Annotated in this window: 15 protein-coding genes; 7 read left to right on the plus strand and 8 right to left on the minus strand. The window is 64.6% G+C overall.

What is annotated here, in order from left to right:
* Positions 1–180: 180 nt before the first annotated feature.
* Complete coding sequence (locus tag ACFY9W_RS17535) at positions 181–1,245, minus strand: AI-2E family transporter (RefSeq protein ID WP_391132425.1); 1,065 nt, start codon at positions 1,243–1,245, stop codon at positions 181–183.
* Positions 1,246–1,379: 134 nt separating this feature from the next.
* Here ACFY9W_RS17535 and yegQ point away from each other — a divergent pair, with 134 nt between their 5' ends.
* The 6 genes from yegQ to ACFY9W_RS17565 all read left to right on the plus strand — a co-directional run bounded on the left by yegQ (position 1,380) and on the right by ACFY9W_RS17565 (position 7,294).
* A complete protein-coding gene (yegQ, locus tag ACFY9W_RS17540; protein WP_391132427.1) occupies positions 1,380–2,714 on the plus strand; it encodes a tRNA 5-hydroxyuridine modification protein YegQ in 1,335 nt (444 codons plus the stop codon).
* A 78-nt stretch (positions 2,715–2,792) separates the two neighbouring features.
* Positions 2,793–4,484, plus strand: a complete 1,692-nt coding sequence (locus tag ACFY9W_RS17545; RefSeq protein WP_391132429.1) for a copper resistance system multicopper oxidase — start codon at positions 2,793–2,795, stop codon at positions 4,482–4,484.
* Positions 4,477–5,340: a copper resistance protein B gene (locus tag ACFY9W_RS17550; RefSeq protein WP_391132431.1), complete on the plus strand. Its 864-nt coding sequence runs from the start codon at positions 4,477–4,479 to the stop codon at positions 5,338–5,340. The genes ACFY9W_RS17545 and ACFY9W_RS17550 overlap by 8 nt, the downstream gene beginning before the upstream one ends.
* Before the next feature lie 14 nt (positions 5,341–5,354).
* Complete coding sequence (locus ACFY9W_RS17555) at positions 5,355–5,783, plus strand: DUF411 domain-containing protein (RefSeq protein WP_391132433.1); 429 nt, start codon at positions 5,355–5,357, stop codon at positions 5,781–5,783.
* Complete coding sequence (locus ACFY9W_RS17560; RefSeq protein ID WP_391132435.1) at positions 5,783–6,220, plus strand: VTT domain-containing protein; 438 nt, start codon at positions 5,783–5,785, stop codon at positions 6,218–6,220. Before ACFY9W_RS17555 ends, ACFY9W_RS17560 begins: the two co-directional genes overlap by 1 nt.
* A gap of 75 nt (positions 6,221–6,295) precedes the next feature.
* Entirely contained in the window at positions 6,296–7,294 is a 999-nt protein-coding gene (locus tag ACFY9W_RS17565) for an alpha/beta fold hydrolase (RefSeq protein WP_391132437.1), read from the plus strand.
* 44 nt (positions 7,295–7,338) lie between these two features.
* Here the strand turns inward: ACFY9W_RS17565 and zapE are convergent, their stop codons facing one another.
* From zapE to ACFY9W_RS17590, 5 genes are all read right to left on the minus strand, one after another.
* The gene (zapE, locus tag ACFY9W_RS17570) at positions 7,339–8,445 is read right to left on the minus strand and encodes a cell division protein ZapE (protein ID WP_391132439.1); all 1,107 of its coding nucleotides are present in this window, start codon (positions 8,443–8,445) and stop codon (positions 7,339–7,341) included.
* 158 nt (positions 8,446–8,603) lie between these two features.
* Positions 8,604–9,755: a PQQ-dependent sugar dehydrogenase gene (locus tag ACFY9W_RS17575; protein ID WP_391132441.1), complete on the minus strand. Its 1,152-nt coding sequence runs from the start codon at positions 9,753–9,755 to the stop codon at positions 8,604–8,606.
* Between the two features lie 22 nt (positions 9,756–9,777).
* Positions 9,778–10,095, minus strand: coding sequence for a hypothetical protein (locus ACFY9W_RS17580; protein WP_391132443.1), 318 nt, complete (start codon positions 10,093–10,095; stop codon positions 9,778–9,780).
* A gap of 186 nt (positions 10,096–10,281) precedes the next feature.
* Complete coding sequence (gene speB / locus ACFY9W_RS17585; protein WP_391132445.1) at positions 10,282–11,247, minus strand: agmatinase; 966 nt, start codon at positions 11,245–11,247, stop codon at positions 10,282–10,284.
* Positions 11,248–11,272: 25 nt separating this feature from the next.
* On the minus strand, positions 11,273–12,352 hold the full coding sequence (locus ACFY9W_RS17590) for an extracellular solute-binding protein (RefSeq protein ID WP_391132447.1): 1,080 nt from the start codon (positions 12,350–12,352) through the stop codon (positions 11,273–11,275).
* A 102-nt stretch (positions 12,353–12,454) separates the two neighbouring features.
* Between ACFY9W_RS17590 and ACFY9W_RS17595 the strand changes: the two genes are divergently transcribed.
* The gene (locus ACFY9W_RS17595; RefSeq protein ID WP_391132449.1) at positions 12,455–13,345 is read left to right on the plus strand and encodes a LysR substrate-binding domain-containing protein; all 891 of its coding nucleotides are present in this window, start codon (positions 12,455–12,457) and stop codon (positions 13,343–13,345) included.
* Between the two features lie 103 nt (positions 13,346–13,448).
* Here ACFY9W_RS17595 and ACFY9W_RS17600 read toward each other — a convergent pair whose 3' ends face one another.
* On the minus strand, positions 13,449–15,875 hold the full coding sequence (locus ACFY9W_RS17600; protein ID WP_391132615.1) for a TonB-dependent siderophore receptor: 2,427 nt from the start codon (positions 15,873–15,875) through the stop codon (positions 13,449–13,451).
* A 226-nt stretch (positions 15,876–16,101) separates the two neighbouring features.
* Positions 16,102–17,226 (minus strand): sigma-70 family RNA polymerase sigma factor, encoded by a 1,125-nt coding sequence (locus ACFY9W_RS17605; protein WP_391132451.1) that lies wholly within the window; start codon positions 17,224–17,226, stop codon positions 16,102–16,104.
* Positions 17,227–17,315: the final 89 nt, after the last annotated feature.

Consider the following 17,315-nt stretch of genomic DNA (forward strand, 5'->3'; position numbering starts at 1 on the left):
ACTCTGCCCGCAAGCCCGCTGCCTTCGGTGTGGGAGCCGCGCTTGCCGGCGATGGGCTGCGCAGCGGCCCCAAAGTCTCAAGTCAATTCCAATCCCTCAGAATGGTGCCGCCTGCATTGGGGCTGCTTCGCAGCCCATCGCCGGCAAGCGCGGCTCCCACAGAGACCGCACGCGTCTCCACTACTGAGGCAACTGCACCTGCGGCTTGGTCGAGGCAAAGATTGCCCAGCTGGACACGAACAGCGCCGCGATCAACGGCCCGATCACGAAGCCATTAAGGCCGAACACTGCCAGCCCACCCAGCGTCGACACCAGAATCAGGTAGTCCGGCATCCGCGTATCCTTGCCCACCAGGATGGGCCGCAGCAAGTTGTCCACCAGGCCGATCACCAGTACCCCGAACGCAGTCAGGATGATCCCCGGCAATATCGCCCCGGTCATCAGGAAGTAGGCCGCCACCGGTGCCCAGACGATACCTGCCCCCACCGCCGGCAGCAGCGACAGAAACGCCATCAGCACCGCCCACACCAATGCGCTGGGGATATCCAGCACCCAGAAGATAAACCCGCCCAACGCCCCCTGGGTGATGGCCACCAGCACGTTGCCTTTCACCGTCGCCCGTACCACGCGGTTGAACTTCAGCTGCAAGCGGCGCTTCTGCTGCTCGGGCAGCGGTACCGCCAAACGCACACGCCGGGCCACGTCGGCGCCTTCGCGCAAGAAGAAAAACAACAGGTACATCATGATGCCAAAGCTGACCAGGAACTCGAACGTGCCCTGGCCAAAGCTGAACGCCTGGCTGGCCAGCACCTGGCTGCCCTGGGTCGCCCATTTGGTGATCTTGTCCCGTAGCCCGTCGAGGTTGCCCATGCCCATGTTGTCCAGGCCATGCTGGGCAAACGCTGGCAACATGTCCTTGCCGTGCTCGACATAGCCGGCGATGTCCAACTGCCCGGTTTCGATACGCTGGTACAGGGTGGCGCCCTCCTGCACCAGCAATGCGCTGGTGATGAACACCGGCAGCACCGCCACCAACAGGCACACCAGCGTGGTCGCGGCTGCGGCCAGGTTGCGCCTGCGACCAAAGCGAATCAGCAGGTTACGCTGCAGCGGGGCGAACAGGATTCCCAGCACAACCGCCCAGAAAATCGCGCCGTAGTACGGCAGCAGGATCCAGACAAAGGCAATGGTCACCAGCGCCAGGAGCACTGCCAAGGCTTTGTTCTGTAGAGCGGCTTCGTTCATCGCAGGTCCTCGAATGGCTTATGCGATATTAGTGCGCGCCGCTTGGCTAAAAGTGCCGCAGCTGCATTGATGTAAATCAATACGTGTACCGGCCGGGGGTTTTAGCATCCGCGCCCTTTGCCCCGGTGCGCACCATGACCTCTATTGCCAAGCCCGAACTGCTGGCCCCCGCCGGCACCCTGAAGACCATGCGTTACGCCTTTGCCTATGGCGCCGACGCGGTCTACGCCGGCCAGCCGCGCTACAGCTTGCGGGTGCGCAACAACGAATTCGACCACGCCAACCTGGCGCAGGGCATCCAGGAGGCACATGCCCTGGGCAAACGCTTCTACGTGGTGGTCAACATCGCCCCGCACAACGCCAAGCTCAAGACCTTCCTCAAAGACCTGGCACCGGTAATCGACATGGTCCCAGACGCGCTGATCATGTCCGACCCCGGGCTGATCATGCTGGTGCGCCAGCACTTCCCGCAGATGCCGGTGCACCTGTCGGTGCAGGCCAATACGGTCAACTGGGCCAGCGTGCAGTTCTGGCAACAACTGGGCCTGAGCCGGGTGATCCTGTCGCGCGAACTGTCGCTGGAAGAGATCGGGGAAATTCGCCAGCACGTACCGGGCATGGAGCTGGAAGTGTTCGTCCACGGCGCGCTGTGCATGGCGTACTCCGGTCGTTGCCTGCTGTCGGGCTACCTCAACAAGCGTGACGCCAACCAGGGCACCTGCACCAACGCCTGCCGCTGGAAGTACGACGCCACGCCAGCCACCGAGAACGCCACTGGCGACATCGTGCGCGAAGTGCAGCCCACCCTGGGCCTGGGCGCGCCCACCGAGCAGGTGTTCCTGTTGCAGGAAAGCAACCGCCCCGGCACCGAAATGCCAGCGTTCGAGGATGAACACGGCACCTACATCATGAATGCCAAGGACCTGCGCGCCATCCAGCACGTCGAACGCCTGGCCGGCATGGGCGTGCATTCACTGAAGATCGAAGGCCGCACCAAATCGCACTTCTACTGTGCCCGAGCCGTGCAGTCGTATCGCCAGGCGATCGACGATGCCGTGGCCGGGCGACCGTTCGACCGTACCCTGATGGGCAACCTGGAATCCCTCGCCCAACGCGGTTACACCGAAGGCTTCCTGCGCCGCCACGTGCACGATGAATACCAGAATTACCAGCGCGGCAACTCGGTCTCGGAGCGCCAGCAGTTCGTTGGCGAACTGACCGGCGTGCGGGTCGATGGCCTGGCCGAGGTCAGGGTGAAGAACCGCTTTGCCCTGGGTGACCACCTGGAGCTGATGACCCCGCGCGGCAACTACCATTTCGACTTGCACCGCCTGTGCAACCGCCAGCAGCAGGCCATCGACGTGGCACCGGGCGACGGCCACGTGGTGTACCTGCCCATCCCGGAGCAGGTCGCGCTTGACTACGCCCTGCTGATGCGCGACCTGCAAGCCGACGAGGTGGCAAGCTGACAACGCTGTAATGTGCGCCTCAGCTACCTGACAGGCGCCTGCGGCGAACATCGTGGCTCCCCCGCATGAGGCCACGCCATGTTGCGCACCCCCACCCGCCGTACCTTCGTCAAAGGCCTGGGCGCCGCCACCACACTGGCGGGCCTGGGGCTGTGGCGCCCCCTGGCGCAGGCCGCCGAAGGCCAGGACCTGGACGGCCAGCATTTCGAGCTGTTCATCGGCCAGACCCCGGTCAACATCACCGGCCGCCCGCGCACCGCACTGACCATCAACAACAGCCTGCCCGGCCCCTTGCTGCGCTGGCGCGAAGGCGACACCGTGACCCTGCGCGTGCGCAACCACCTGGCGCAGGACACCTCGATCCACTGGCACGGCATCATCCTGCCGGCCAACATGGATGGCGTGCCAGGCCTGAGCTTCGCCGGCATCGAACCCGGCGGCGACTACCTGTACCGGTTCACCCTGCGCCAGAGCGGTACCTACTGGTACCACAGCCATTCGGGGCTACAGGAGCAGGCCGGGGTCTATGGCGCGATCGTGATCGAGCCACGCGAACCCGAAGCGCACCGCTACCAGCGTGACCATGTGCTGCTGTTCAGCGACTGGTCCGACCAGGCACCGAAACAGCTGATGGCCACCCTGAAGAAGCAGTCCGACGCGTTCAACTATCACAAGCGCACGGTCGGTGACTTCATCGATGATATCGCCGACAACGGCTGGAGCCCCACCGTCGCCGAGCGCACGGCCTGGGCACGCATGCGCATGAGCCCCACCGACCTGGCCGATATCAGCGCCGCCACCTATACCTACCTGCTCAACGGCCAGCCCCCGCAAGGCAACTTCACCTGCCTGTTCCAGCCCGGCGAAACCGTGCGCCTGCGCCTGATCAACGCCTCGGCCATGACGTATTTCGACTTCCGCATCCCCGGGCTGAAGCTGACCGTGATTGCCGCCGACGGCCTGCCGGTAACGCCAGTGAGCGTGGACGAACTGCGCATTGCGGTGGCCGAAACCTACGATGTGCTGGTCACCGTGGGCGACCTGCCCGCCTACACCCTGTTCGCCCAGAGCATGGACCGCAGCGGCTTCGCCCGCGGTACCCTGGCCCGCGCTGCCGGGCTGCAGGCGCCTGTGCCCGAACCCGACCCGCGTCCGGTATTGGCCATGGACGACATGGGCCACGGCGCCATGGCCGGCATGGACCACAGCAACATGCCCGGCATGGACCACGCCGCCATGCCGGCGATGCAGCAACACCCGGCCAGCGAAACCGGCAACCCACTGGTGGACATGCAGACCATGGCCCCGCGCCCCAACCTGGCCGACCCCGGCATCGGCCTGCGCAACAACGGCCGCCGCGTACTCACTTACGCCGACCTGCGCAGCCCCTACCCCGACCCGGACGGTCGCCCCCCCTCGCGTGACATCGAACTGCACCTGACCGGCCATATGGAACGCTTTGCCTGGTCGTTCGACGGCATCAAGTTCAGCGATGCCCAACCCCTGCGCCTGCGCTACGGCGAGCGGGTGCGCATCACCCTGGTCAACGACACCATGATGACCCACCCCATCCACCTGCACGGCATGTGGAGCGACCTGGAGGACGAACACGGCCAGTTCCTGGTGCGCAAGCACACCCTCGACATGCCGCCCGGCAGCCGCCGCAGCTACCGGGTGACTGCCGACGCCCTGGGCCGCTGGGCCTACCACTGCCACCTGCTCTACCACATGGAGACCGGCATGTTCCGCGAGGTACGCGTCGATGAATGACACACGCAACCGCAGCATTGTGGCCGGCGTGGCCCTGCTGACCCTGCTGGCCAGTGAACGGGCGCTGGCCGCCGGCATGGCGCACATGAACCATGGCCAGATGAACCATGAAGGCATGAGCCATGGCCAGGCAACGCCTAGCCAGCCGCGCACGCCGCTGCCGGCCATCAGCGACGCCGACCGCCGCGCCGCTTTCCCGCCCTTGCCCGGGCATCAGGTGCACGACCGCGCAATTAACTGGGCCGTGATCGTCGACAAGTTTGAATACCAGAACTTCGAGAGCAGCAGTGCCCTGAACTGGAACGCCACCGCCTGGGTCGGCGGTGATATCGACCGCCTGTGGCTGCGCACGGAGGGCGAGCGCGAACAGGGCAGAACCCACAAAGCCGAATTGCAGGCGCTGTGGGGCCATGCCGTCAGCCCCTGGTGGGAGCTGGTGGCAGGCATACGCCAGGACTTCAAGCCCGCCAGCGGCCAGGCCTGGGGCGCGTTCGGCATTCAAGGTACGCCGCTGTATGGCCTGGAGCTGCAGGCCACGGCATACGCCGGCGAGCGGCAACAGACCGCGCTGCGCCTGGAAGCCGCTTACGCTATGCTGCTGACCAACCGCTGGATACTGGAACCGACCCTGGAAGCCAACCTCTACGGCCGCAACGATAGCGGGCGCGAGCAAGGCGCAGGGCTGGCCGACAGCGAGGTGGGCCTGCGCCTGCGCTACGAGATCACGCGTGGCTTCGCCCCCTATGTCGGGGTCAGCTTCAACCGCCTGTACGGCAAGCGTGCCGACCAAGCTCGCGAAGACGGCGAAGACCTGGCCCAGACCCGCCTGGTCGCCGGTATCCGCCTGCGTTTCTAAAGGAGTGCTTCACCATGCTGCGCAAACACCTGCTGACCCTGGGCCTGCTGGCCATCACTGGCCTGGCCCAGGCCGCCGAGACCATCGACGTTTACCGCGACCCCAACTGCGGCTGCTGCAAGGCCTGGATCAGCCACCTGCGTGACAGCGGCTTCACCGTCAACGACCACGTGGAGCCAAACATGAGCGCAGTCAAGCAGCGCCTGGGCGTGGCGCCGCGCCTGGCGTCGTGCCACACCGGTGTGATCGACGGCAAGTTCGTCGAAGGCCATGTGCCGGCCGAGCAGGTGCGCCTGCTGGCCAAGCGCAGCGACCTCAAGGGCCTGGCCGTGCCGGGCATGCCCATGGGGTCGCCCGGTATGGAAATGGGTGACCACAAGGATGCCTACCAGGTCATCGGCGTTACCCAGGATGGCCAGGACACCGTTGTAGCCAACTACTGATGCTGAGCTTGTGGGCGCTGTTCCTCAGCGCCTTCGGCGCCGCCACCCTGCTGCCGCTGCAATCGGAGGCCGTGCTGGTCGGCCTGTTGCTGCGCCAGCCCGAGGCCTGGGCGACCCTGCTGCTGGTGGCAACCTTGGGTAACGTGTTGGGCTCGGTGGTAAACTGGCTGCTGGGCCGGGCCATCGAGCACCTGCGCGACAAGCGCTGGTTTCCGTTCAGTGCAGCCCAACTGGAGCGGGCGCAACAGCGTTACCAGCGCTGGGGACAATGGTCGCTGCTGCTCAGCTGGATGCCGGTGATCGGCGACCCGCTCACGCTCATCGCCGGCATCATGCGCGAGCCGTTCTGGCGCTTCTTGCTGCTGGTGACCTTGGCCAAGGCCGGCCGCTACGCCGTGCTGGTGATGATCACCCTGGGCTGGTTTCACGCCTGGTAACACCTTTCACGTTCCCGTCGCACGCCTGGCTGCTAAAGTCGCCCACTCCTACATGGCCCTACACGGAGTGCCCCCATGCTGCGCGCAACTGCCCTGGCCCTGGCCTGCCTTGTCGGCAGCCCGGCCATCGCCGCCGAGTCGCCTACCTACGGCCCCCAGCTCGAAGGCTTCAGCTACCCGCACCCGCTCAAGCATTTTGACTTCAAGTCCCAGGGCCAGGCCCTGCAGATGGGTTACATGGATGTCCCCGCCCAGGGCCAGGCCAATGGCCACAGCGTGGTGCTGATGCACGGCAAGAACTTCTGCGCCGCCACCTGGGAAACCACCATCGACGCCCTGAGCAAGGCCGGCTACCGGGTGATCGCGCCTGACCAGATCGGTTTCTGTACCTCCAGCAAACCGGCGTATTACCAGTACACATTCCAGCAACTGGCGAACAACACCCATGCCTTGCTTGAACAACTGGGCGTGAAGCAGGCCATCGTGCTCGGCCATTCCACGGGCGGCATGCTCGCCACCCGCTATGCGCTGATGTACCCGCAGCAGGTGGAACGCCTGGCCATGGTCAACCCGATCGGCCTGGAAGACTGGAAAGCCCTCGGCGTACCCTACCGCACCGTGGACCAGTGGTATGCCCGCGAGCTGAAGCTGGATGCCGAGGGCGTGCGCGAATACGAGCGCAAAACCTACTACGCCGGGCGCTGGAAGCCCGAATACGAACGCTGGGTACAGATGCTGGTGGGCCTGAACAAGGGGCCGGGGCATGAAGCAGTGGCGTGGAACTCGGCGTTGATCTACGACATGATCTTCACCCAGCCGGTGTACCACGAGTTCAAGGACCTGCAGATGCCGACCTTGCTGCTGATCGGCGACAAGGACACCACCGCGATTGGCAGTGATATCGCGCCGCCAGAGGTGAAGGCGAAGCTGGGCAAGTATGAGGTGCTGGGGCCGCAGGTGGCCAAGCTGATTCCCAAGGGTGAACTGATCACCTTCGAAGGCATGGGGCATGCGCCGCAGATCGAAGAGCCGGTGCGGTTCAACCGTACGCTGGTGGAGTGGCTGAGCAAATAAAGCGTGGGCGCGATTCCTGTGGGAGCCTTGACAACCGCAGCCGATCAGGCAAAGCGTTGCAGTTGCATCTCCCGTAGCCGGCTCAGGGTCCGTTGGTACGGGAACGCCAGATACCCTTGAGTATAGAGGGCCTCCAGCGGCACCTGCGCTTCCAGGTACAAGGCCACGCGGCGGTCGTAGCATTCGTCGACCAGGGCAATGAAACGGCGCACGGCGTCGTCCTTGGGCGACAGCGACGGCAGTTCACGATCGCCCGCCACCACCCGCGCCGCCGCATCCTCGGTACCACGGGCAATGCGCCCGGCCCGCTGCTCACCGCCCAGCGCCGGAATGGCCGATACCAGAATGGCCGGGAAACGGTCGCACAGGGCCATGAACTCCATGGCTGCCAGCGGTTGTTCGCACAGGTCGGTGAAACGGCACCAGATAGCCCGTTCACTGCGGCGTATCACTTGAATGTGCCTGGAACCGATCGCCAATGGCTGATCAGTGCCTGCATCATCCGGGCTCAGTTGGCCGAACACCTCGTTCAGCTGGCTGGCCTGCCCCGCCGCTGCCACCCAGTAGCGCTGGCGTTCGGCACCGGGGTGCAGGCGGTGGTCCTGTTCGCCGGCCACCGGCAGCACCTGCATGTGCCGCTGGATCGCGGCGATGGCCGGCAGGAACCGTTCGCGGTTGAAGCCGTCGCGGTAGAGCTGTTCGGGTGGCTGGTTGGAGGTGGCGACGATCACCACGCCCTGGTCGAACAGCACCTGGAAAAGGCGGCCGAGGATGATCGCATCGCCGATATCGTTGACGAACAGTTCGTCGAAGCACAGCACGCGGATCTGTCCGGCCAGTTCCCGCGCCAACGCCAGCAAGGGGTCGGCGGTACCGTTGAGCTGGAACAGCCGCTGGTGAACCCAGGCCATGAAGTGATGGAAGTGCTGGCGCCGGCTGGGGATTCCCAGACAGCGGTGAAACTGGTCCATCAGCCAGGTCTTGCCCCGCCCGACCGGGCCCCAGAGGTAGATGCCCTGGGTCGGGCGGCCCTGCTCCACGGCAAGGAAACAGGCTTGCAGGGCCTCGACGGCACGGGCCTGGGCAGGGTCGGCGACATAGCCTTGGCAGGTGAGGGCTTGCTGGTAGAGGGATTGGGGAGTGATGGCCATGCCTGCATTCTACACAGCTAACGCGGCCCCTGTGGGAGCGGCCTTGCGTCGCGAAAGGGCTGCAGAGCAGCCCCAGCAACAGTCGTCGAGATGCATAAATCCTGGGGCCGCTCTGCGGCCCTTTCGCGACGCAAGGCCGCTCCCACAAAGAGACCGCGTCAGGCTTCGTCGGCCAGGCCTACCTTGAGCAATGCGCCATCTTTGTCATCGGTCAGCACATACAGGTAGCCATCCGGCCCCACCCGCACATCGCGGATACGCGTCTTCAGCTCACCCAGCAGGCGCTCTTCATGCACCACCTTGTCACCCTTCAGCTGCAAGCGAATCAGCTCTTGAGTGGCCAGCGCACCAATGAACAGGTTGTGGTCCCAGGCCTTGAATGTCGGGCTATCGTAGAACGCCATGCCGCTGATACCGGGTGACTTCTCCCATACATGGTGTGGGTCGACCATGCCGTCGACATGCTTGCCCTTGGCTTCGGGGATCGGTAGCAGCGAGTAGTTGATGCCATGGGTCGCAATCGGCCAGCCGTAGTTCTTGCCGGGCTCGGGGATGTTGATTTCGTCACCGCCACGTGGGCCGTGTTCGTGGGTCCATAGCTTGCCGGTCCAGGGGTTGAGCGCGGCACCTTGCTGGTTGCGGTGGCCGAACGACCAGATCTCCGGCCGCATGTTGTCCTTGCCAACGAAGGGGTTGTCCTTGGGCACTTCACCATCGGGGAGGATGCGCACAATCTTGCCCTGCAACTTGTCCAGGTCCTGGGCAGTCGGGCGTTGGTTGTTCTCGCCAAGCGCAATGAACAGGTAGCCATTGCGGTCGAATACCAGGCGCGAGCCGAAGTGGTTGCCCACCGACAGCTTGGGCTGCTGGCGGAAGATCACGCTGAAGTTCTCCAGCCGGGCGCGGTCCTCGGATAGCTGGCCACGGCCGACAGCGGTCCCGGCCTTGCCGTCACTGCCCTCTTCGGCATAGGACAGGTACACGGTGCGGTCCTTGTCGAACTCCGGCGACAGCACTACATCCAGCAGGCCGCCCTGCCCCTCGGCCCAGACCTTGGGCACGCCGCTGATCGGCGGGCCGACCTTGCCCTCAGCGTTGACCACCCGCAGGTTGCCGGCGCGCTCGGTTACCAGCATGTCCTTGCCACCCGGTAGAAAAGCCAGCGCCCAGGGGTTGCGCAGGCCGTCGGCCAGGGTGCTGACGGTCAACGTGCCTGCTTCGCTGCGAAACTGTTGCTCCGCTGCGGCCTGTGCCAACAGGGGCATGAGTGCAGCAGCAGTCAGGGTGGCTAGCCAGGGTGCTTTAGGCATGCAGAATTCCTTTCATAGGGGCTCACGGCGCCCGCGTGCTGTCACGGGGTGGCCGTGTCGGTTCCAGGTTCGGGGTTTGTTGCTGCCGCCGCAGGTTGTCACCGTTGCCGATGCCGCGGTTGTCCAGGCTGGGCGTACGCTGGTACGGGTCGGTGGACGGGCCGCGCACGGGGGGCGTGGCCGACATGCTGCCTTGGCGGCTGTTGGGGTTGGCGCGCTGGATCGGGCTGTTGTAGGGGTTGTTGTTACCCGCGGCGAGCTGCAAAGGCTGCTGTGGGGCAGCGTGCGCGGGCAGGCACAAGGCCAGGCCGAGGGCCAGGATGGGCAATGACGGGTTCATGCTTCACCTCCTGTACGAAAATGCCGCGCCTGGTGGGTTTGATAGCCTAAGGCGCGAAGGGTTCGCGGCAAAAGTGTGAATGCGGGTGGAGTTGATTCCTGATGTTTCAGTATGGACCTATGGGGCTGCTGCGCAGCCCTATCGCGACGCAAGGCCGCTCCCACAGGGGCTGCGCAGCGGCCCAGGTTACTGGGCCTTATCCACCTTGTGCCGGGCCGCGTACAGGCACAGCATCTCCATCGCCAGGGTCGCCCCGGCCAATGCGGTGATGTCGGCATGGTCGTAGGCCGGCGCCACTTCAACCAGGTCCATGCCCACCAGGTTGATGCCGCGCAGCCCGCCCAGAATCTCCAGCGCCTGCACGGTGCTCAAGCCGCCACACACCGGTGTACCAGTGCCGGGCGCATAGGCCGGGTCGAGGCAGTCGATATCGAAGGTGAGGTACACCGGCCGCTCACCCACCCGCTGGCGAATCGCCTCGATGATCGCCTCAGTCCCCTTACGATGCACCTGCCGCGCGTCGAGGATGGCAAAGCCCTGGCTGTCATCGTTGGTGGTGCGCAGGCCGATCTGCACCGAGTGGGCGGGGTCCACCAGGCCTTCGCGGGCGGCATGCCAGAACATGGTGCCGTGGTCGATACGCTTGCCCTCCTCGTCCGGCCAGGTATCGCTGTGGGCATCGAAGTGGATCAGCGCCAGCGGGCCATGCCGGCGGGCGTGGGCCTTGAGCAGCGGGTAGCTGATGAAGTGGTCGCCACCGAGGGTAAGCATGGCGCAGCCCGCCTCCAGGATATGGCTGGCATGGGCCTCGATGCTGTCTGGCACCGACTGCGGCGTGCCATTGTCGAAAGCGCAGTCGCCATAGTCGATCACTGCCAGGTGGTCGAACGGGTCGAACGCCCACGGCCAGTGCCGGGCCCAGGCCTGCTGCACCGAGGCGGCGCGGATCGCCCGCGGGCCGAAACGTGCGCCTGGGCGGTTGCTGGTGGCGGTATCGAACGGCACACCGCTGACCACCACATCCACACCGCGCAAGTCGCGGCTGTAGCGGCGGCGAGAAAAACTGGTAATGCCGGCATAGGTACTTTCTGCGGCGGTGCCATACAGGCTGTCGCGGGTTATTGCCTGGTCGTTGCTTGCGGCTTGCTCCACGGTCGGGCTCCTTGGTTGTCATGGGTTACTGCCGGGTGCGGAAGGCAGTCCACAGCCGGTTGCGCTGGCGCAGGTCGGACAGGGCCATGCTGCGGTCGGCGAACAGACGCTGGCGCACTTCAGCCGGCGGGTAGATGTCGGGGTCGTTGCGCACCGCCTCGTCCACCAACGGCGTGGCGGCCTGGTTGGCGTTGGCAAAGAACAGGGTGTTGGTCAGCGCGGCCACCGACTCTGGCTTGAGCATGAAAGCAATGAACGCCCGCGCCGCCTCTGGATGGGGGGCGTCCTTGGGGATGACCAGGTTGTCCTGCCACACCAGCGTGCCTTCCCGCGGGATGCGGTAAATCAGCTCGAACGGCTTGCCGGCGCGGCGCGCCTGGTCGGCAGCCATCGCGGCATCGCCGTTGTAGGTCAGCGCCAGGCACACGCTGCCATTGGCCAGGTCGCTGATCTGCCGGCCATTGGCGACGTAGCTGATCGAAGGCTGCAACTGGCTCAGCAGTTGCTGCGCGGCGGCCAGATCCTCTTTGTTCTGGCTGTAAGGGTCCTTGCCCAGGTAGTTCAGGGCCACGCCGATCACTTCCTGCGGCGAATCGGGCATGGCGATGCCACAGTCCTTCAGGCGGCTGGCGTATTCGGGCTTGAACAACAGGTCCAGGCTGTCCAGCGGCACGTCACCCAGGCGCTGGCGCACGGCCTCCACGTTCACCCCCAGCCCCAGGGTGCCCCAGGTGTACGGCACGGCGTGGCGGTTGCCGGGGTCAGCCTCGGCGAGCTTGGCCAGCAGGTCCTTGTCGAGGTTGCTGTAGCCGGGCATGGCCTGGGGGTCGAGCGGTTGCAGGGCGTTGGCCCTGAGCGCCCGGGCCAGCACGGTAGACGATGGCACCACCACGTCGTAACCACTGCCACCGGTAAGCAGCTTGGTTTCCAGCACCTCGGTGGTATCGAAGGTGTCGTAACGCACCTTGTAGCCGGTTTCCTGTTCGAAGCGCTTGAGGGTTTGCGGGGCGACATAGTCGGCCCAGCTGTAGAGGTTGACGACCTTTTCTTCGGCTTGCAGCGGCAAAGCCAGGACCAGGGACAACAGGCACAACGATCGACGCATGGCGGACACCTCGGCAAATGGGTGGATGCCGCGAGCATGCCAGCCGGGTTACATTGCAGGAATGACAAGTTTGCAAAGCTGACATTCACCAGGAGCAATGTAATGCTCGGACAAGTACACGACCCCGACCTGCACCTGCTGCGGCTGTTCGTCACTGTAGTCGAGGCCGGTGGCTTCAGCGCCGCGCAAGGCGTACTGGGGTTGAGCCAGCCCACGATCAGCCAGCGCATGGCGCAGCTGGAAGCGCGCCTGGGTTACCGCCTGTGCAGCCGCGGCAAGGGTGGTTTTCACCTGACGGAAAAGGGCGCGTTGATATTGGAGGCGGCCCGTGGGCTGCTGCTGAATATCGAGCAATTCCGCCAACAGGCCAACGGCGTTGCCGGGCGGCTACTGGGGACGGTGCGCGTCGGCATGGCAGAGAACCAGGACAAGGCCGTAAGCCTGAAGCTGGCGGCGGCGATTGCGGCGTTCCGCAGGCGAGATGAGTCGGTGCAACTGGAGCTGATCAGCGCACCCCCGGCAGAGCTGGAGCGGTTGTTGCTGGAGCAGCGGCTGGACTACGCCATCAGCTACTTTTCCGGCAACCAGGCGGCTTTCGATTACCAGCCGCTGTTCGAGGAGCGGCAACGGCTGTATTGCGGCGAGGGGCATGTGCTGTTTGGCGAGGCCGATATTGGGCTTGAGCGGTTGCTGGAGATGGACCAGGTGCGCCATCCCTACCGGTTCCTGAAAGGGGGTGAACCGTTCCAGAGCCGGCGCAGCATGGCGGTGGCGGAGCAGATCGAGAGCGTGCTGACGTTCATTTTGTCGGGGCGGCATATTGGTTATCTGCCATGCCACTGCGCAAAGGCCTGGGAGGCCGAGGGGCTGTTGTGGGCGTTGGACCAAGGGCTGGATTTTGTGGTGCCATTTACCTTGGCACGGCACCGGGCACAGTCGGTGGGTGAGGCGCAGCAGGCGTTTGCGCAGGATTTGCTGGCAGCGTTTGCCTGAACTGGCCTCTTCGCGGGCTCGCCCGCTCCCACAGGGACTGCACCGCTTTCAGCACCTGTGGGAGCGGGCGAGCCCGCGAAGAGGCCAGAGCAGGCAATATCAATCAGTAAGCCATGCTCCAGGTCAGGGTGTAGGTGCGCCCGCGCCCCTGGTAGTCATACAGGTAGGCCGGCCCGTAGGTTGGCGAATAGAACAGCGTCGCACGCTGCCCCCAGACCGTGCTGTACTGCTTGTCCAGCAGGTTCTGGATACCGGCGCTGAAGGTGCCGAAGCCGGTGTCCTGGCTGCCCAGCAGGTCGAAGGTGGTGTAGCCGTCGATCTCGTGGTCGGCATCGTCCTTCAGGCTGAAGGCATGGTTGGCCTGCAGCCGCGCACTGCGGCCATCGCCCTTCCAGCCGACGAATGCAGTGGCCTTGGACAATGAGGCATAACGGGCATCGCGCTTGATCCAGCCGCCATCGGCAGCCTCTTCTTCGGAGCGGGTCAGGTGCAAGGTACCCCCCGCCTCCCAGCCGGTCTGGAAGTGTCGGGTCAATGCACCTTCAAAGCCAAAATCGCGGCTCTTCTGCTCTTCCACGTTGATGGTCAGCGTTTGCGAGTCGACGTTGATGATCTTGTCCGACCAGATGTAGTACAGCGCCGCCTGGGCATCCCAATCCAGGTCGGCATAGCGCCAGCCCAGTTCCACCTGGCGGCTCTTGATACCGGCAAGCGGGTTGTCGGCCACGCTCAGACCCGGCTTGCCGTAGTACTTGGCCGGGTCCGGCAGGTCGAAGCCTTCACCGTAGTTGGTCCACACCTGGTGACCGTTCTTGAAGTCGTAGATGGCACCGACATTGAACAGGTTGACCTGGTAATCGTTGCTGCCGCCGGGCACGCCCTTGAAATCGCTGACGTCCACGTCCATCTGCTGGCGGCGGGCGCCGCCCGAAACGGTGAGGTTGTCGGTGGCGTGCCAGTCCAGTTGGGCATACACCGACACACCATCGACGCGGTAGCTGGGGTAACGCGGGGCCTTGCTGTCCTTTTCCATCTCCAGCCCGCCCGACTCGGACGAGGTCAGGGCGTTGAACGTGGTCTGCTCGGCGTTGAAACGCTCACGGTCCAGGTCGACGCCGTAGGTCAGCTTCAGCGTATCCCACTGCTTGGCAAACAGGCCCTTGAGGCTGGTGACCTCGAAGTTCTGCTGCGAAGCGGCGAAGTACACCCCGCGCGATCCGGTGGGCGTGGCGCGGTTGTAGTACGGGAACGGGTAGAAGTTGTCGTCTTCCTTGCGGTACGAGGCCTGCAGGTAGAAGTCCTGGCCCAGCACGTCGGCGTGGTGGTAGTTGGCGTTGAGCAGCAAGCGCCGGGTGCGCGGTTCCAGGTCGGACGAGTAGCCGCTACGCAGCTCAGCGTCTTCCAGGTCGGACGGCGCGTTGTAATTGAGGTTGGGGAAGTAAATGCCCGTGCTGCCGTGGTTGCCCGAGTCGTAGTACTGGGCCAGCAGGTCGAGGCTCTGCTGGTCATTCAACTGCAACCCCAGGGTGCCGAGCACATCGATGGTGCGGTTGTACTGCAAATCGGTCTGGGTGTTGTCGATGAAAATCTGATCACCGGCGCCGTCGTAGAAGGCTTCGTTCTGCTCACCAGAGATGCCCAACCGGGCATTGACCCGCTCGTTGCCGCCGCTGATCGACTGGGCAAAGCGCGTGGCAAGGTCATCGCTGTTGTTGAAACCGCTGCTGGCGCCCAGTTGGGTTTCGAAGCGCGCCGGGCCGGGCTCGCCCTTCTTGGTCACGATGTTGATGATACCGCCGGTGGCGCCGCCGCCGTAGATGGCGCTGGCACCGGAGAGCACTTCAACACGCTCGACGTTGAACGGCGAAATGCTGTCGAACTGGCGCGACAGGCCGCGCGAGCTGTTCTGGCTGACCCCGTCGATCATCACCAGCACGTTGCGCCCGCGCATGTTCTGGCCATAGTTGGTGCGCCCTTCCGGCGCCAGGTCAAGGCCCGGTACCAGCTTGCCGATGGCTTCCTTCAGGCTGACACCGCTGTCGATCTGCTCGCGCAGCTGCTGCTGGTCGACCACCCAGACAGTACCGGGGATTTCGCTGATTGCGGTGCTGGTGCGCGAGGCCACGCTGACTTCGATCGGCTTGAGGTTGACCGCCTGTGGCGCTGCAACGGCCTTGCGCAGGGTCACGGTGCGGGCATCGCTGAAATGCCAGCTCATGCCGCTGCCTGCCAGCAGCTGTTGCAGCGCCTGCTCGACGCTGTAGCTGCCGTGCAAGGCGGGGCTGGCAACGCCTGCGACATCGCCTGTGGTGTACAGCAAGTGCAGGCCGGCCTGGTCGGCGAATGTGGTCAGGGCCTGGTCCAGTGGCTGGGCCGGCAGGTCGAGCTGAACCTGGCGAGCCTGTATCTGGGCCTGTTCGGCAGTGGTCGCGGCCGATGCATGCAGGGGGCCGAGCAGCATGGCCAGGGCACTGCAGGACATCAAGGTGTGGTGAAGAGGACCGCGACGGCGGTACAAGGGCTTGAGCATCAGAGGCACGAATGAGCTTCCTGACAAGTCGTAAATGAGAATGGGTTGCTGATCAGTCCCACTACGACGATCTGGCTTGCAGGAACTTGCAGTGCCAAATGAAATTATTTTTCCTGTGCCGGCCTCTTCGCGGGCACGCCCGCTCCCACAGGTGCGCCACAGCGCTCGAAAGAGGTATTGGACCTGTGGGAGCGGGCGAGCCCGCGAAGAGGCCGGCACAAGCGAATCAGTGAACCACGGCCAGCCACGGTAGATAGGTAACTTTCAGCCCATACCGCTGCTCAAGCGTGCGCAACAGTGCCTCAGGCTCGTCAAGGTCAAACACCCCGCTCACCTCCATCGCCGCCAGCTTGCTATCGGACAGCACGATGCGCCCATGCCGGTAACGTTCAAGCTCCGTCAGCACCTGGCCCAGCGGTTTGCCGTTGAAGATCAGCTTGCCGCGCTGCCAGGCCATCTGTGCACCGGCATCGGCCGCTACAGCCAGTTGATGCTCTCCAACCTTGGCATCACCATGCGCCAACACCACGCGGCCATCGCGGCGTACGCTGAAGGTGGCCGCACCTCCCTGCACCGGCTCACCAGCCGTATCGACCACGAACGGCCGCGGGTCGTCCGAGGTCTCGAACAGGGCTTCACCGGCATCCAGCACCACCCGGCGTTCGTGCTCATTGAACACCACACTCAGCGCACTGGCGCTGTTCAGCGTCACCCGCGTGCCGTCCGCCAGGGTAATCACCTGCCGCTCACCCACTGCGGTGTGGTAGTCCGCCAGCAGCATCGGCGCCTGCTGCCAGCCCGCCACTGCGGCGACCAGCAACACCACGGAGGCAGCCACACCGGCCTGCTTGAGCCAGTCGCGGCAATGGCGCAGGGCCTGGCCGATATATTTGGCCACCATGCTCTCGGAAACCCCCAGCCGCTGCGCAATCTGCGCCTGGGTCAGGCCTTCGACCCGGTTCAGCAGCAACGCCTGGCGGGCATTGTCGGGCAGCTCAAGCAACGCATCATCGAGGATTTGCAAGCGCTCGCGGGCCAGTAAAGTCGCCTCGGGGGCTGGCGCAGGGCAAGCCAGATCGGTTGCTCCATCACAGTCGTCATGGCTGGCAGCGAGGCGCTGCTCGCGGCGCAGGGCATCGATTGCCAGGTTGCCTGCCACGCGGAAGATGAAGCTGCGGGCGTGCAGCACCGGTACCGCCTGCTCATCGACTTTTACCAGCTTCAGGTAGGTTTCCTGCGCCACGTCGGCGGCGCGCTGGCGGTCGTTCATGCGCCGGGTCAGGAACTGCAACAGGTCGTCGTAGTGCTCCTGGAAAGTCGCCAGCAGGCCCGACACGGGTGACGTCAGCATGGTTTGAAGAGCAGCCAGTAGGATGAGTTATCGGGCGTTAATGAGAAACAGTATCTTTCATCTGCAAGGATACTTTCAACGCCGACGCG

This window comes from Pseudomonas sp. NPDC008258, assembly GCF_042956345.1.
Classification (GTDB): Bacteria; Pseudomonadota; Gammaproteobacteria; order Pseudomonadales; family Pseudomonadaceae; genus Aquipseudomonas.

Coding starts and splice junctions, on each gene's coding strand:
- ACFY9W_RS17535 (WP_391132425.1), bottom strand. CDS start 1,245: ATGAACGAAGCCGCTCTACAGAACAAAGCCTTGGCAGTGCTCCTGGCG.
- yegQ (WP_391132427.1), top strand. CDS start 1,380: ATGACCTCTATTGCCAAGCCCGAACTGCTGGCCCCCGCCGGCACCCTG.
- ACFY9W_RS17545 (WP_391132429.1), top strand. CDS start 2,793: ATGTTGCGCACCCCCACCCGCCGTACCTTCGTCAAAGGCCTGGGCGCC.
- ACFY9W_RS17550 (WP_391132431.1), top strand. CDS start 4,477: ATGAATGACACACGCAACCGCAGCATTGTGGCCGGCGTGGCCCTGCTG.
- ACFY9W_RS17555 (WP_391132433.1), top strand. CDS start 5,355: ATGCTGCGCAAACACCTGCTGACCCTGGGCCTGCTGGCCATCACTGGC.
- ACFY9W_RS17560 (WP_391132435.1), top strand. CDS start 5,783: ATGCTGAGCTTGTGGGCGCTGTTCCTCAGCGCCTTCGGCGCCGCCACC.
- ACFY9W_RS17565 (WP_391132437.1), top strand. CDS start 6,296: ATGCTGCGCGCAACTGCCCTGGCCCTGGCCTGCCTTGTCGGCAGCCCG.
- zapE (WP_391132439.1), bottom strand. CDS start 8,445: ATGGCCATCACTCCCCAATCCCTCTACCAGCAAGCCCTCACCTGCCAA.
- ACFY9W_RS17575 (WP_391132441.1), bottom strand. CDS start 9,755: ATGCCTAAAGCACCCTGGCTAGCCACCCTGACTGCTGCTGCACTCATG.
- ACFY9W_RS17580 (WP_391132443.1), bottom strand. CDS start 10,095: ATGAACCCGTCATTGCCCATCCTGGCCCTCGGCCTGGCCTTGTGCCTG.
- ACFY9W_RS17590 (WP_391132447.1), bottom strand. CDS start 12,352: ATGCGTCGATCGTTGTGCCTGTTGTCCCTGGTCCTGGCTTTGCCGCTG.
- ACFY9W_RS17595 (WP_391132449.1), top strand. CDS start 12,455: ATGCTCGGACAAGTACACGACCCCGACCTGCACCTGCTGCGGCTGTTC.
- ACFY9W_RS17600 (WP_391132615.1), bottom strand. CDS start 15,875: ATGCTCAAGCCCTTGTACCGCCGTCGCGGTCCTCTTCACCACACCTTG.
- ACFY9W_RS17605 (WP_391132451.1), bottom strand. CDS start 17,226: ATGCTGACGTCACCCGTGTCGGGCCTGCTGGCGACTTTCCAGGAGCAC.